14 protein-coding genes are annotated in these 15,271 nt (G+C 66.2%); 13 read left to right on the top strand and 1 reads right to left on the bottom strand.

What is annotated here, in order from left to right; all coding sequences use genetic code 11:
- Positions 1-402 precede the first annotated feature (402 nt).
- The 4 genes from gap to fba all read left to right on the top strand — a co-directional run bounded on the left by gap (position 403) and on the right by fba (position 5,441).
- Complete coding sequence (gene gap / locus ACUVYZ_RS03180) at positions 403-1,413, top strand: type I glyceraldehyde-3-phosphate dehydrogenase (RefSeq protein ID WP_439932991.1); 1,011 nt, start codon at positions 403-405, stop codon at positions 1,411-1,413.
- Positions 1,414-1,609: 196 nt separating this feature from the next.
- Positions 1,610-2,791, top strand: a complete 1,182-nt coding sequence (locus ACUVYZ_RS03175; RefSeq protein ID WP_439932990.1) for a phosphoglycerate kinase — start codon at positions 1,610-1,612, stop codon at positions 2,789-2,791.
- Positions 2,792-2,863: 72 nt separating this feature from the next.
- Positions 2,864-4,342 (top strand): pyruvate kinase, encoded by a 1,479-nt coding sequence (gene pyk, locus ACUVYZ_RS03170; protein WP_439932989.1) that lies wholly within the window; start codon positions 2,864-2,866, stop codon positions 4,340-4,342.
- 34 nt (positions 4,343-4,376) lie between these two features.
- The gene (gene fba / locus ACUVYZ_RS03165; protein ID WP_439932988.1) at positions 4,377-5,441 is read left to right on the top strand and encodes a class II fructose-bisphosphate aldolase; all 1,065 of its coding nucleotides are present in this window, start codon (positions 4,377-4,379) and stop codon (positions 5,439-5,441) included.
- A gap of 123 nt (positions 5,442-5,564) precedes the next feature.
- Here fba and ACUVYZ_RS03160 read toward each other — a convergent pair whose 3' ends face one another.
- Positions 5,565-6,494, bottom strand: a complete 930-nt coding sequence (locus tag ACUVYZ_RS03160) for a LysR family transcriptional regulator (protein WP_439932987.1) — start codon at positions 6,492-6,494, stop codon at positions 5,565-5,567.
- Between the two features lie 129 nt (positions 6,495-6,623).
- Here ACUVYZ_RS03160 and ACUVYZ_RS03155 point away from each other — a divergent pair, with 129 nt between their 5' ends.
- The 9 genes from ACUVYZ_RS03155 (at position 6,624) to ACUVYZ_RS03115 (ending at position 15,256) form a co-directional block, all read left to right on the top strand.
- Complete coding sequence (locus ACUVYZ_RS03155) at positions 6,624-8,075, top strand: form I ribulose bisphosphate carboxylase large subunit (protein ID WP_439932986.1); 1,452 nt, start codon at positions 6,624-6,626, stop codon at positions 8,073-8,075.
- Between the two features lie 14 nt (positions 8,076-8,089).
- Positions 8,090-8,509, top strand: coding sequence for a ribulose bisphosphate carboxylase small subunit (locus ACUVYZ_RS03150; protein ID WP_439932985.1), 420 nt, complete (start codon positions 8,090-8,092; stop codon positions 8,507-8,509).
- Positions 8,510-8,581: 72 nt separating this feature from the next.
- Positions 8,582-9,136 (top strand): DJ-1 family glyoxalase III, encoded by a 555-nt coding sequence (locus tag ACUVYZ_RS03145; protein ID WP_147798461.1) that lies wholly within the window; start codon positions 8,582-8,584, stop codon positions 9,134-9,136.
- A 30-nt stretch (positions 9,137-9,166) separates the two neighbouring features.
- Entirely contained in the window at positions 9,167-10,090 is a 924-nt protein-coding gene (gene cbbX / locus ACUVYZ_RS03140; RefSeq protein WP_439932984.1) for a CbbX protein, read from the top strand.
- Positions 10,091-10,127: 37 nt separating this feature from the next.
- Complete coding sequence (locus ACUVYZ_RS03135; RefSeq protein WP_439932983.1) at positions 10,128-10,919, top strand: HAD family hydrolase; 792 nt, start codon at positions 10,128-10,130, stop codon at positions 10,917-10,919.
- Between the two features lie 260 nt (positions 10,920-11,179).
- Positions 11,180-12,358 (top strand): ketose-bisphosphate aldolase, encoded by a 1,179-nt coding sequence (locus ACUVYZ_RS03130; RefSeq protein ID WP_439932982.1) that lies wholly within the window; start codon positions 11,180-11,182, stop codon positions 12,356-12,358.
- A 45-nt stretch (positions 12,359-12,403) separates the two neighbouring features.
- The gene (locus ACUVYZ_RS03125; protein ID WP_439933095.1) at positions 12,404-13,417 is read left to right on the top strand and encodes a class 1 fructose-bisphosphatase; all 1,014 of its coding nucleotides are present in this window, start codon (positions 12,404-12,406) and stop codon (positions 13,415-13,417) included.
- A 193-nt stretch (positions 13,418-13,610) separates the two neighbouring features.
- Entirely contained in the window at positions 13,611-14,102 is a 492-nt protein-coding gene (purE, locus tag ACUVYZ_RS03120; RefSeq protein ID WP_439932981.1) for a 5-(carboxyamino)imidazole ribonucleotide mutase, read from the top strand.
- Positions 14,099-15,256: a 5-(carboxyamino)imidazole ribonucleotide synthase gene (locus ACUVYZ_RS03115; protein WP_439932980.1), complete on the top strand. Its 1,158-nt coding sequence runs from the start codon at positions 14,099-14,101 to the stop codon at positions 15,254-15,256. The genes purE and ACUVYZ_RS03115 overlap by 4 nt, the downstream gene beginning before the upstream one ends.
- The last annotated feature ends 15 nt before the right edge of the window (positions 15,257-15,271 follow it).

Below are 15,271 nucleotides of genomic sequence, written 5' to 3'. Positions count from 1 at the left end.
TGCCGGGAGGCCAAGGTGAGGCCGGAGCTAAAACGTGGTGAAGGCTGTGAAGTCGGTGCTATGAGCGAAGGCGGTGCCGGGTGCGATCGCGCGGGCGCGGCGCTTGAGTTTCAGCGCAGGCTCACCTTTGCCGGGAGGCCAAGGTGAGGCCGGAGCTAAAACGTGGTGAAGGCTGTGAAGTCGGTGCTATGAGCGAAGGCGGTGCCGGGTGCGATCGCGCGGGCGCGGCGCTTGAGTTTCAGCGCAGGCTCACCTCAGTCCCATCTCTCCCCATGGGAGAGAGGGCCGGGACGGCGATAGATGGGTCTTCGAACATTTTGCCGAAGGCTAAGGGGCGCCGGCGTAGCTGGCGCCTTGCTGCGTTAAAATAAAAATTTTCGCTTCAGCCAGGGGAGAATCTCCATGCCTATCCGAGTCGCCATCAACGGCTACGGCCGCATCGGCCGCAACATCCTGCGCGCCCTGTACGAGTCCGGCCGCAAAGACATCCAGATCGTGGCGGTGAACGACCTGGGCGACGCCAAGACCAACGCTCACCTCACCCGCTATGACACGGTGCACGGCAAGTTCCCGGGCGAGGTCAAGGTGGACGGGGACGCCATGGTGGTGAACGGGGACCGGATCCGCGTGCTCTCCGTGAGGAACCCCGCAGACCTGCCCTGGAAGGAGTTGAACGTGGATGTGGTGCACGAATGCACCGGGCTTTTCACCAGCAAGGAGAAGGCCTCCGCTCATCTCGCCGCGGGGGCGAAGAAGGTCATCATCTCCGCGCCCGGGGAAAAGGACGTGGACGCCACGGTGGTCTACGGTGTGAACCACAGCGTGCTCAAGGCGAGCCACACCGTGATCTCTAACGCCTCCTGCACCACCAACTGCCTGGCGCCGCTCGCGAAGGTGCTGCACGAGAAAATCGGCGTGGTCCATGGCCTGATGACCACCATCCACTCTTACACCAACGACCAGGTGCTGATCGACGTGTACCACAAGGACCTGCGGCGCGCCCGCTCGGCCACTATGTCCCAGATCCCCACCAAGACCGGCGCCGCCGCCGCCGTGGGCCTGGTGCTGCCGGAGCTCGCCGGCAAGCTGGACGGATTCGCCATTCGCGTGCCCACGGTCAACGTCTCTCTGGTGGACCTTTCCTGCGTGGTGGCGCGGCCCACCAGCAAGGAGGAGATCGACCAGGCGATGAAGGTTGCGGCCCAGAACGAGCTCAAGGGCATCCTCAAGGTCTGCGACGAGCCTCTAGTGTCCATGGACTTCAACCACGACCCGGCCTCCAGCATCTACGATGCGACCCTCACCAAGGTGACAGGCGGCACCTTCGTCAAAGCCCTGGCCTGGTATGACAACGAGTGGGGCTTCTCCAACCGGATGCTGGACACCACGGTCGCATGGATGAGCGCCAAGTGAGCGGGTGCGCAGGCAAGCCCCGGGCGTTGGGGCGAAGGCTCACGGCGCGAAGCGCCGTGAAGCGAGGGAAGGCGAGCGGCCGGAGCCACAACCGCCCAGGGCTTCTCCAACCGGATGCTGGATACCACCGTGGCCTGGATGAACGCGAGATGAGCGGGTTCGGAGGGCGATCCACCCTCGTTGCGGGAGGCGCGCCATGGCGGTGCTGAAGATGACCGATGTGGATCTCCGGGGCAAGCGGGTGTTCATCCGCGCCGACCTGAACGTCCCCATGGACGACGCGGGCCGCATCACCGACGACACCCGCATCCGCGCGTCTCTGCCCGCCATCCGCTACGCCCTGGAGCAAGGGGCGGCGGTGATGGTGACCTCCCATCTCGGGCGTCCCACCGAAGGGGAGCTCAAGCCCGAGGACTCCCTCGCCCCGGTGGCCGAGCGCCTCTCGGCGCTGCTGGGACGGAAGATCCCCCTGATCCGGGACTGGGTGGACGGGATAGAAGTGAAGCCCGGCGAGGTGGTGATGCTGGAGAACTGCCGCGTCAACAAAGGCGAGAAGAAAAACGACGACGCCCTCGCCCAGAAGATGGCGGCCCTGTGCGACGTCTACGTGAACGACGCCTTCGGCACGGCCCACCGGGCCGAGGCCACCACCCATGGGATCGCCAAGTACGCCCGGGTGGCCTGCGCTGGGCCCCTCCTGGCGGCGGAACTGGAGGCCCTGGGCAAGGCCTTGGAGAACCCGAGGCGGCCCCTGGTGGCCATCGTGGGCGGCTCCAAGGTCTCCACCAAGCTCACCATCCTCAAGAACCTGGCGCTGCGGGTGGACCAGCTCATCGTAGGGGGCGGCATCGCCAACACCTTCATCCTGGCGGCTGGGGGGAAAATCGGCAAATCCTTGGCGGAACCTGAGCTGGTGGATGAAGCCAGGGAAATCATGCGGCTTATGGAGGAGCGGGGCGGCGGGGTGCCCATCCCTATCGACGTGGTGTGCGCCAAAGAGCTATCGCCGAAAGCAAAAGCAGAGCTTAAGGCCACGAAGGACGTGGCCGACGACGACCTGATCCTGGATATCGGGCCCCAGTCCGCGACCGCCCTGGAGGCCTTCGTCCGCCAGGCGGGCACGGTGGTGTGGAACGGCCCCCTGGGGGTTTTCGAGTACGACCCGTTTGGGGAAGGCACCCGACGGCTGGCCCTGGCCATCGCCGGGTCTTCGGCCTTTTCCATCGCCGGAGGCGGGGACACCCTGGCGGCCATCGCCAAATACGGGGTCGGGGACAAGATCTCCTATATTTCCACAGGGGGCGGAGCGTTCCTGGAGTTTCTTGAGGGAAAGAAGCTGCCGGCGGTCGAAATTCTCGAGCAACGCGCTTCCGGATAATGAAACGCGGTTCCATCATATGGGCTATGGGAGTAAACTTTAAGGCTTCCAACCCATCCGATGGAACCGCATATGCTACGCCGCACCAAGATTGTCGCCACGTTGGGACCTGCTTCGAGCGATCCCAAAGTGCTGGAGCGCATGATCGATGCGGGGGTGGATGTGGTGCGCATGAACTTTTCCCACGGTACCGTGGAGGAGCACGTCAAGCGCGCCGAGCTGGTGCGCTCCCTTGCCCGCAGCGCCGGCCGCACCGTGGCCATCCTCGCGGATCTGCAGGGCCCCAAGATCCGCATCGGCAAGTTCGAGCGGGGCAAAGTCACCCTGGTGCCGGGCCAGACTTTCATTCTGGACGCCGAGTGCAAGCTGGGCAACGAAGAGCGGGTCGGGCTCGACTACAAGGAGCTTCCCAACGATGTGTCCAAGGGCGCGATCCTGCTTTTGGACGACGGGCGCATCGTGCTCGAAGTGGAGAGGGTCAAGGGCCCCGAAATCTACACCCGGGTGATCGCTGGGGGGGTGCTGTCCAACAACAAGGGCATCAACCGCCGCGGCGGTGGTCTCACGGCGCCGGCGCTTACAGAGAAGGATGTGGAGGACTTGAAGACCGCGGTGGCGCTCAAGGCCGATTACCTGGCGGTCTCGTTCCCCCGGTCGGGCCAGGACATGCGGGCGGCCCGGGAGCTACTGCACGAAGCGGGCGGCAAGTCCCTCCTGGTGGCCAAGATCGAGCGGGCCGAGGCGATCGACGCTCTGCCCGAGATCCTGGACGAATCCGACGCCATCATGGTGGCGCGGGGGGATCTCGCGGTGGAAATCGGCGACGCGGTGGTGCCGGCGCTGCAGAAGCGCATGATCAAAATGGCCCGTGCCCGCAACCGCCTGGCGATCACCGCCACCCAGATGATGGAGTCCATGGTCTCCAACCCCGTGCCCACCCGGGCCGAGGTGTCCGACGTGGCCAACGCCGTGTTGGACGGCACGGATGCGGTGATGCTCTCCGCCGAGACGGCCGTGGGCCAGTATCCGGTGGAGACGGTGGAAACCATGAGCCGGGTGTGCGTCGAGGCGGAAAAACAGATGGAAATCCACCTGGACCGGGACTTCATGGACCAGGTGTTCACCCGCATCGACCAGTCCATCGCCATGGCGGCCCTCTTCACCGCCTATCACCTCAAGGCCAAGGCTATCGGGGCGCTCACCCAGTCCGGCTCTACCGCTCTGTGGATGTCCCGCATGAACTCGGGGGTGCCGATCTACGGCCTGACTCCCGTGGTGGAGACCAGGCGCAAGATGGCCCTGTTCTCGGGCGTGCATCCGATCCGCTTCAATCCCCCCTCCCACGACCGGGAGGAGACCCTGCGGGCGGCGGAGGACGAACTGCTGCGGCGCGGCGCGGTGCGGGAAGGCGATTTGATCGTTTTGACCATCGGCGAGGCGGTGGGCCTCGCCGGACATACCAATACGCTAAAGGTCGTGCGCGTGGGCGAGTATCGAATCACCCAGGGCCTTACCCAGGCCGCGGCGAGGCCGCGGCGCAGGAAGGCCTGAGGGCATCTCGTTTCCCACACAATAGGAGGTTGCCATGGCTCTGATCGCACTGCGCCAGCTTCTCGACCACGCCGCGGAACACGGCTACGGCGTGCCGGCGTTCAACATCAACAACCTGGAGCAGATCCAGGCCATCATGCAGGCCGCCGACGAGACCGACAGCCCCGTGATCATGCAGGCTTCCGCCGGGGCCCGTAAGTACGCGGGGGAGGCATTCCTGCGCCACATGGTGCTGGCCGCGGTGGAGCAGTATCCCCACATCCCGGTGGTGCTGCACCAGGACCACGGTGCGAGCCCCGCCGTGTGCCAGGCCTCGATCCGCTCGGGATTTACCAGCGTCATGATGGACGGCTCCCTCAAGGAGGACATGAAGACGCCCGCCTCCTACGAGTACAACGTGGAGGTCACGCGCCGGGTGGTGGAAATGGCCCACTGGGTGGGCGTATCGGTGGAGGGCGAGCTCGGCTGCCTGGGGTCGCTGGAGACCATGACCGCCGGCAAGGAAGACGGGTCGGGCGCGGAAGGGGCCCTCACCCACGACATGCTCCTCACCGACCCGGAGCAGGCGGCCGAGTTCGTGCGGGAGACCCAGGTGGACGCCCTGGCGGTGGCCATCGGCACCTCCCATGGGGCCTACAAGTTCTCGCGGCCTCCCACCGGCGACATCCTGGCCATGGACCGGATCAAGGAGATCCACCGCCGCATCCCCAATACCCACCTGGTGATGCATGGCTCCAGCAGCGTGCCCCAGGAGTGGCTGCAGGTGATCCGGGAGTACGGCGGCGAGATGAAGGAAACCTACGGCGTGCCGGTGGAGGAAATCCAGGAAGGCATCCGCCATGGGGTGCGCAAGGTGAACATCGACACCGACATCCGTCTTGCCATGACCGGCGCCATGCGTCGCTCCCTGGCCAAGAACAAGAGCGAGTTCGACATCCGCAAGTTCCTTAAGGAAGCGATGCTCGCGGCGAAGGAGATCTGCAAAGCGCGCTTCGAGGCCTTCGGCACCGCGGGCCAGGCCTCCCGCATCGACCCGATTCCCCTGGATGCCATGGCCCGGATGTACGCCAAAGGTGAGTTGAAGCAGGTGGTGCGCTGAAGCCTCGCTCCCGCTCCATGGGGTGATTTTTGCACCGGAAAGGCGGCCGCCCGGCCGCCTTCACCCACCTGTTGCCCGAACGGCTGCTCCAGGGCGACGGAAATCGCCGCTCGCTGGCACCCTTCAGGCGTGGACCTTCTCCGGCGCCTTGCTCTGCATTAGGCGCTCGGCCTGCTTGAGCAGGAACTCGCGGAACGCCTCGGCCACCTTGGACAGGCGCTTCTGCTGCCGGTGCACCAGGTACCAGTTGCGCCGGATCGGAAAGCCCACCACGTCCAGCACCTTGAGCCGCTTGGTCTCCAGCTCCAGCTCGATGGTGTGGTAGGACACCACACCCAGCCCCATCCCGGCCTGCACCGCTTGCTTGATCGCCTCGTTGGTGCCCATTTGCATGCTGGTCTTGAGCTGCACCCGGTGCTCGGCGAAAAAGCGCTCCATAGCGCCCCGGGTACCCGAGCCGGGCTCGCGGATGACGAACACCTCCTCGGCGAGCCGCTTCATGGGGATGCGCTTTTCCTTGGTGAGGGGATGGCTGGGGGGCGCGATTACCACCAGGGGGTTTTCCATGAACGGCTGCCAGCGCACGTCTAGCCCTTCCGGCGGCAGTCCCATGATGGCCAGATCGATCTCGTTCTCCGCCAGTTGCCGCAGCACCGTCTCCCGGTTCACCACGGAGAGACTCACCTGGACGCCGGGGTGCTGCTGCACGAAGCGGGCGAGGAGCTGGGGCGCGAAGAAATTGGCCGTGGACACCACCGCGATGGCCAGGCGCCCGCGCTCCAGGCCCTTCAACTCGTTCAGTGCGTGCTCCATGTCCGAGAGCTGCTGGGCGACGGCCCGGCTGTAGTGGTAGATCTCCTTGCCTGCTTCAGTGAGGTAGATCTTCTTGCCGATTTGCTCGAAGAGGGGTAGCCCCACCTGGTTTTCGAGCTGCTTGATCTGCATGGACACCGCCGGCTGGGAAAGAAACAGTTCCTCCGCCGCTCGGGAAAAGGACAGGTGCCGGGCGACCGATTCGAACACCCGCAATTGGCGCAGGGTCACATGCAGCATGGCGAGCTCCGCCTCGTGGAAACTAAGCTTCAGCTTATCATTACAATTAAAAAATACAAGTTTCGCTTATAGTTTGCCAGGGCTACACTTTTTCCATCTTTCACGTTCAGCCCGAGAGGGAGACCGACCATGGGCACTATCACAGATCCGAAGGAACGCTACAAAGCGGGGGTCATCCCCTACAAGGTCATGGGCTACTGGGAGCCCGATTACCAGCCCAAGGACACCGACGTTATCGCCCTGTTCCGCGTCACGCCCCAGGAAGGAGTCGAGCCGGAAGAGGCCGCTGCGGCGGTGGCGGGCGAGTCCTCCACCGCCACCTGGACCGTGGTGTGGACCGACCGGCTCACGGCTTGCGAGATGTACCGGGCCAAGGCCTACCGGGTCGATCCCGTGCCCAACCGCCCGGGCGAATATTTTGCCTATATCGCCTATGACCTGGACCTTTTCGAGCCGGGCTCCATCGCCAACCTGACCGCTTCCATCATCGGCAACGTGTTCGGGTTCAAGGCGGTGAAGGCCTTGCGGTTGGAGGACATGCGCATCCCCGTCGCTTACGTTAAGACCTTCGATGGGCCGCCCACCGGGATCGTAGTGGAGCGGGAGCGGCTAGACAAGTTCGGCCGACCCCTGCTCGGCGCCACCGTCAAGCCCAAGCTGGGGTTGTCGGGGCGCAACTACGGACGGGTGGTGTACGAAGCGCTGCGCGGGGGCCTGGACTTCACCAAGGACGACGAAAATATCAACTCCCAGCCGTTCATGCACTGGCGCGACCGCTTCCTCTACTGCATGGAGGCGGTCAACCGGGCCGCGGCCGAGACCGGCGAGGTGAAAGGCCACTATCTGAACGTCACCGCGGCCACCATGGAGGACATGTACGAGCGGGCGGAATTCGCCAAGGAGCTGGGTTCGGTCATCATCATGATCGACCTGGTGATCGGCTACACCGCCATCCAGTCCATGGCCAAGTGGGCGCGCAAGAACGATATGATCCTGCACCTGCACCGAGCCGGTCATGGCACCTACACGCGCCAAAAGAACCACGGCATCTCTTTCCGCGTGATCGCCAAGTGGATGCGCATGGCCGGTGTGGACCATATCCACGCCGGCACCGTGGTGGGCAAGCTGGAAGGCGACCCCAACACCGTGCAGGGCATCTACAACGTGCTGCGCGAGCCCCGCAACACGGTGGATCTGCCCCGCGGCATCTTCTTCGAGCAGGACTGGGCGGGCTTGCGCAAGGTGATGCCGGTCGCCTCCGGCGGCATCCACGCCGGGCAGATGCACCAGCTCCTCACCTACCTGGGGGAGGACGTGGTGCTGCAGTTCGGCGGCGGCACCATCGGCCATCCCATGGGCATCGCCGCCGGAGCCACCGCGAACCGGGTGGCGCTGGAGGCCATGGTGCTGGCGCGCAACGAAGGCCGCAACATCTGGGAAGAAGGCCCCCAGATCCTGGAGCAGGCGGCCAAATGGTGCCAGCCCCTGCGGGCCGCGCTAGACGTGTGGAAGGACATCACCTTCAACTACGCCTCCACAGACACGCCGGACTTCGTGCCGTTGGAGACCCCCGTCGCCTGAATCGAGGAGCAGCCATGAGACTGACCCAAGGCACTTTTTCCTTCCTGCCCGACCTTACCGACGAGCAGATCAAGAAACAGATCGAGTATTCCCTCAGGCAGGGCTGGGCGATCAACGTGGAATTCACTGATGACCCCCACCCGCGCAATACCTACTGGGAGATGTGGGGCATCCCCATGTTCGACCTCAAGGACCCTGCGGGCATCATGTACGAGGTCAACGCCTGCCGCAAGGCCTACCCCGACCACTACATCCGGGTGACGGCCTACGACTCCACCCGGGGCTGGGAGACGCCGCGCCTGTCCTTCATCGTGCAGCGGCCCAAGGAGGAACCGGGTTTCCATCTTTGGCGCCAGGAGGCCCAAGGGCGTACGATCCGCTACACCATCCATTCCTACGCCACCGACAAGGCCAAGGGCGAGCGCTACCGCTAACCCAAAGCGGCGGGCATGGTGCCCGCCGCCCTTGGCCGTGCGTCACGCGCAGTCAAACGAGGTGAACGAGGCATGGCACGTGTTCTGATCCCTTTGGCGGATGGCTTCGAGGAGCTGGAAGCGGTCGCAGTGATCGACATCCTGCGTCGCGCCGGGATCCAGGTCGTGGTTGCGGGTCTGGGCGCGGGGCCGGTGAAGGGCTCGCGCCACACCGTGCTCCATCCGGACGAGACGCTCGATGCGGTCATGAACGAGGACTTCGACATGATCGTGCTGCCTGGCGGCATGCCGGGTGTCGCGCACCTGCGCGAGGACGCCCGCGTCCGCGAGCTGCTCGAGCGGTTCCGATCGAAGGGCCGTTACCTCGCCGCGATCTGCGCCGCGCCGTCGATCCTCGCGGCCTACGGCCACCTCGACGGCAAGCAGGCGACGAGCAACCCGAAGTTCAAGGACCAGGTCGCCATCGACCGCGTGCGTTACCGCGAGGAGGCGGTGGTCGAAGACGGTACCGTGATCACTTCGCGCGGTCCGGGCACGTCCATCCCATTCGCGCTTGCGCTGGTCGAGAAGCTCGCCGGTCGCGACAAGCGGAACGAGGTCGAGAGCGGGTTGGTGCTACCCGCCTGAACACGCCATGACCCTCACGGAGGCACGTTGATGAGCAGCGAACCCCTGCCTTACCCCGCCGCTCCCGAGGCCGCCGTGGACCTGGAGGCGGAATTCCGGGCCTCCAACGTCCAGGAGGTCCTCGACCAGCTCGACCGGGAGCTGGTGGGGCTCGCGCCGGTGAAGACGCGCATCCGCGAGATCGCGGCCCTGCTGCTGGTGGACCGGGTGCGGCGCAAGCTCCATCTGACCTCCGAGACCCCTACGCTGCACATGTCCTTCACCGGCAATCCGGGCACCGGAAAGACCACCGTGGCGCTGCGCATGGCCGACATCCTGCACCGTCTCGGCTACGTGCGCCAGGGCCACCTGGTGGCGGTGACGCGGGATGACCTGGTGGGCCAGTACATCGGCCATACCGCCCCCAAGACCAAGGAAGTGCTGAAAAAAGCCATGGGCGGGGTCCTGTTCATCGACGAGGCCTACTACCTCTACCGCCCCGAGAACGAGCGCGACTACGGCCAGGAGGCCATCGAGATCCTGCTCCAGGTGATGGAGAACCAGCGCGACGACCTGGTAGTGATCCTCGCCGGCTATAAGGACAAGATGGATCGTTTCTTCCAGAGCAATCCGGGCATGCGCTCCCGCATCGCCCACCACATCGATTTTCCGGACTACGCGCCCGAGGAGCTGTTGGCGATCGGCAAGCTCATGCTGGCGCAACAGAACTACCGCTTGAGTCCCGAGGCCGAAGAGGTGTTCAAGGACTATATCCGGCGGCGCATGGGATTGCCCCATTTCGCCAACGCCCGCTCCATCCGCAATGCCCTGGACCGGGCGCGGCTGCGGCAGGCGAACCGCCTGTTCGCCAGCCGCGGCAAGCCTCTGACGCGGGAGCAGATCATGACCATCGAGCCGACGGACCTGCTGCAGAGCCGGATCTTCCGCGAGGACGCGCCTGCCTCCGAACAGTGAGCGCGGCGCCCGGCGGCCCGTTTCAGCCCGAATCGCCATGGCACTGGAGGCGGTCATCTTCGACGTGGACGGCACCCTGGCCGACACCGAGCGGGACGGGCACCGGGTGGCGTTCAACGCCGCTTTCGCCGAGGCGGGGCTCGCCTGGCACTGGGACGCGGTGCTCTACGGCCGGCTACTGTCGGTCACCGGCGGCAAGGAGCGCATACGCCACTACGCCGAGCGCTTCGATCCCGGGACGGCCCGGCGTGCCGACTTCGCGGAGCTGGTGCAAGCGCTGCACCGGCGCAAGACCCGCATCTATACGGATCTGGTGGCGCAAGGGCGCATTGCCTTCCGCCCTGGCGTGAGACCGCTGCTGGAAGCGTTGCGGGCCGAGGGACTGCGCCTCGCCATCGCCACCACCACGACGCCGGACAACGTCCAGGCCCTCCTGGAAGCGAACCTGGGGCCGGCGGGCCCGGCCTGGTTCGAGGTGATCGGCGCTGGGGACGTGGTGGGGGCCAAGAAGCCAGCGCCCGACATCTATGCCTGGGTGCTGGACCGGCTCGGGCTGAGCCCCCAGGCGTGCCTGGCGGTGGAAGATTCCGAGAACGGGCTGCGCTCGAGCCTGCAGGCGGGGCTCGCGACCCTGATCGTGGTCAACGACTACACGCTGGGCCAGGACTTCGTTGGCGCGGTGGCGGTCGTCAGCGGCTTCGGCGAGCCGGAACGGCCCTTCCGGGTGCTGCGCGGCAGCGCCCATGGCAAACGCTGGGCGGATCCCGGCTTGCTGCGGGCCTGGCACGCCGAGGCGCTGAAGGGCGGCGGTAAAGATGTCTTATCGTAACGATAAGAAGATCGATTTGTTGTCGGGACGCTGGCGCCGCTATAGTGACAAATGGCTTACCCGCGCGCTCTGGGAGATGAAGCCAGCGCTCTGGGCGCAGGGGACGGCTTTCCTCCACTCTGACGGTTCGTTGTACCACTGCGCACGTCCGTTGGACTTAGACCCTTACCGCTTCCGCGGAAGGGTCTTTTCTTTTGGACGATCCACGGTACGGACGGGTGGAAAGGCGCCGGCTGCGTTTTCTGCGAGGAGTTGAGTCCATGCCCCTCGTCCACTTCTCAGACCTGCTTGCCCACGCCTACCGCCACCGCTACGCGGTGGGCGCCTTCGATCTGGTGGGTCTCGAGTTCCTGGAAGCGGCGCTCTCGGGGGCCGAAGCCACCCGTGCCCCGGTGATCCTGTCCCTGGCCGAATCCCACTTCGAGCACTATGACTTCGATACCTTGATGCCGGCGGTAGTGGCGGCGGCCCGCCGGGCCGCGGTGCCGGTGGCCATCCATCTGGACCACGGCTCGGGCCTGGAATCGGTCGAGCGGGCGATCCGGCTGGGGGCCAATGCGGTGATGGTGGACGCCTCACACTTGCCGTTCGCCGACAACGTGGCCCGCACCCGCGAAGTCGTGGAATTTGCCCACGCCTGCGGCGTGCCGGTGGAGGGGGAGCTCGGCTACGTGGCCGGCGTCGAAGGCGAAGACGCGGAAAAACATCCGGGCGAGCCGGTCTACACTTCCCCGGAAGAAGCGCGCCTGTTCGTCGAACAGACCGGTGTGGATTGCCTCGCGGTTTCGGTCGGCACCGTCCACGGCCGTCTGCGGGGTCGGCCCCGGCTCGATTTCGAGCGCCTGGCCCGCATCAACTCGGCCCTGGGGATTCCGCTGGTCATCCATGGCGGGACCGGCCTGGAAGACGGCGAGTTCCGACGGCTCATCGAAAACGGCGTGGCCAAGATCAATTACTACACGGCTCTTTCGGACGCCGCCGCGGCGGCGGTCCGGGAAGCGGCAGCGCAGGACCCCAAGGCGGGTTATACCCGGCTCATCGCCGGCGTGCGCCGGGCCGTCCAGGCAGAGGTGGCACGGGTGAACACCGTGTTCGGCAGTGCCGGGCGCGCTGAAGCGGCGCTCGCCGCCTGCCGCCCCTGGCGGGAGGTGGCGCACGTGGTCGTCTTCAATCCGAACGACCTGTCGCCCGAGGAAATGGAGGGTTGGATCGCCGAGGGACGGGAACGGCTCGCGCGGGTGCCGGGCGTGCGGCGCGTGGACGCGGGCCGGGCGCTCACCCCGCACGCCCGCTACCAACGGGTCTGGCTGGTGCGGTTTGCCTCGCGCGCGGTGGTCGACACTTATGCCCGGCATCCGGAGCACGTGGCCTACGCCGACCGGCGTTTCCGGCCCCACGCCGCCGATCGGCTCACCATCGACTTCGAGCTGGAGCCTTGAGGGGCGCGGGCGCGGATTCCACGCCAATCCACGGAGCATGCCATGTTGAACGAGAAGACCACCCTCACCCAGTTCATGATCGAGGAGCAACGCCAGGTCGGCGGCTCGGGAGACTTCACCGGGCTGCTGAACGATATCGTCACCGCTTGTAAGGTGATCGCCAACGCGGTGAACAAAGGGGCCTTGGTGGGCGCGTTGGGCGAGGCGGGCGTGCAGAACGCGCAAGGGGAGACCCAGAAGAAGCTGGACGTGATCGCCAACGAGGTGATGCTGCGCTCCAACGAGTGGGCCGGGCATCTGGCGGCGATGGCCTCCGAGGAGCTGGAGGAGATCTACCCCATTCCGGCGCGCTATCCGCGCGGCAAGTACTTGCTGGTGTTCGATCCCTTGGACGGATCCAGCAATATCGACGTCAACGTGTCGGTGGGGACGATCTTTTCCATCCTGAGGCTCCCCCCGGGGGCGGTCGAGCTACGGCTTGAACACTTCCTCCAGCCCGGCGTCCGGCAGGTGTGCGCCGGCTACGCCATCTACGGACCGGCCACCATGATGGTGCTGACCAGCGGTCACGGCGTGAACGGGTTCACCCTGGACCGGGAAGTGGGCGAGTTCATCCTGACCCATCCCAAGATCACCATCCCCGCCGATACCCGGGAGTTCGCCATCAACGCCTCCAACGAACGGTTCTGGGAGCCGCCGGTCAAGCGCTACGTCGACGAATGTCTGGCCGGCACCACCGGGCCCCGGGGCGTCAACTTCAACATGCGCTGGATCGCCTCCATGGTGGCTGACGTGCACCGGATCCTCATGCGGGGCGGCGTGTTCATGTACCCCCGCGACACCAAGGACCCGTCGAAGCCCGGACGTCTGAGGCTGCTGTACGAGGCCAATCCCATGGCCTTCATCGTCGAGCAGGCCGGGGGTCTGGCCTCCACCGGCTATGAGCGTATCCTGGACCTGCGGCCCACCGAGTTGCACCAGCGGGTGCCGGTGATCCTGGGCTCGAAGAACGAGGTGGCGCGCATCGTCGGCTACCACCGGGAACCGGCGTTCGCCTGAGGGGCGCCAGGCGATCTCCGTGACTCGCCGCCGGGGGCGCTGCAGGCGCAGGGGAAACAATCCCGGCGAGGGCGAAGAGCGTTTTCGCCGCGGCCTTTGCTTTTGCGCTTGTTCCGCGTCCCTTGGGGCATGATCTTGCTCTCCCTGGGGGGCGGCGGCGGGTATAATGTCGCCTTTTTCCAGGCCAGCGGCGATGGATCGACCCTTGGTCGGGGTGGTGATGGGCAGCCAGAGCGACTGGGAGGTGATGCAGCACGCCGCCCGGATGCTGGAAGCGCTGGGCGTGCCCTTCGAGGCGCGGGTCGTCTCCGCCCATCGGACCCCGGACGACATGTTTGACTACGCGGCCACCGCAGCCGAGCGCGGGCTCGTGTGCCTCATTGCCGGCGCGGGCGGGGCAGCCCATCTGCCCGGTATGCTCGCCGCCAAGACCACCCTGCCCGTGCTCGGGGTGCCGGTGCCTTCCCGGCACCTCCAGGGGCTGGATTCGCTGCTTTCCATCGTGCAGATGCCCAGGGGCGTGCCGGTCGCCACCTTCGCCATTGGCGAGGCGGGCGCGGCCAACGCGGGGTTGTTCGCTGCTGCCATCGTCGCCACCCGCGACGAGAGCGTGAAGATGCGGCTCGCCCAGCATCGGGAGCAGCTGAAGGAAGCGGTGCGTCAGATGAAACTGCCGGTACCATGATTCCACCAGGTGCGACGCTGGGGCTGCTCGGCGGGGGACAACTGGGCCGCATGTTTACCATGGCGGCCCAGAGGATGGGCTACCGGGTGGCGGTGCTGGATCCCGGATTGCACAGCCCGGCGGGGGATGTGGCCGACGAGCACATTCGCGCCGATTACGCCGATCCCGCGGGGCTCGCCCGGCTCGCCCGCTCCTGCGCCGCCGCCACCACCGAGTTCGAGAACGTGCCCGCGGAAGCCTTGAGCTTCCTTGCCCGGCACTGCGTGGTGAGCCCTACCGCCGAGAGCGTGGCGGTGGCCCAGGACCGGATCCACGAAAAGGAATTCCTCTCCGGGGCGGGCTTTCCGGTGGCCCCCTTCGTCGTGGTGCGGGAGGGCGCCGAGCTGGCGAGCCCCGGCGCGGCCGGCCTCTATCCCGGCATCCTCAAGGTGAGCCGCTTCGGCTACGACGGCAAGGGTCAGGCGTCCGTGGGGAGCCCGGCGGAAGCCCTGGAAGCCTGGCGCAACCTGGGGGGCGAGCCCTGCGTGCTGGAGAGGCGCCTGCCCCTGGCGACGGAAGTGTCGGTGGTGGTGGCCCGGGATTTCGCCGGCCAAGTGGTGACCTTTACGGTGACGGAGAACCAGCACCGTCACGGCATTCTCGACGTCTCGATCGTACCGGCCCGGGTGCCGGAGACGCTCGCGGAACAGGCAAGGAGCGTCGCGGTCGCCGTCGCCCAGGCCTTGGACTATCGCGGGGTGCTGTGCGTGGAGATGTTTGTGCTGGGGGACGGACGGCTGCTGGTCAACGAAATCGCTCCGCGACCCCACAATAGCGGCCATTACACCCTGGACGCCTGCGTCACTTCCCAGTTCGAGCAGCAAGTGCGGGTGCTGGCGGGACTGCCCTTGGGGGACCCGGGGCTGCACTGCCCCGCGGTGATGGTGAACCTGCTCGGCGACCTGTGGGCCCACGGCGAGCCCGACTGGCGTCTGGTGCTCGAGCACCCGCGGGCAAAGCTCCACCTGTACGGCAAGCGTGAGGCGCGGCCGCGGCGCAAAATGGGCCATTACACGGTGCTCGCGGATTCGGTCGAAGCAGCGCTTTCCACGGCGCTGGCCATCAAGGAGCGGCTCGAGCAGGCCTGCGTCCCGGCCCAGGCGGCCCGGGCCTGAATTTCCCCAGGAAAA

The organism is Pelomicrobium sp. P1, assembly GCF_052805615.1.
This window is presented reverse-complemented; position numbering and strand designations above follow the sequence as displayed.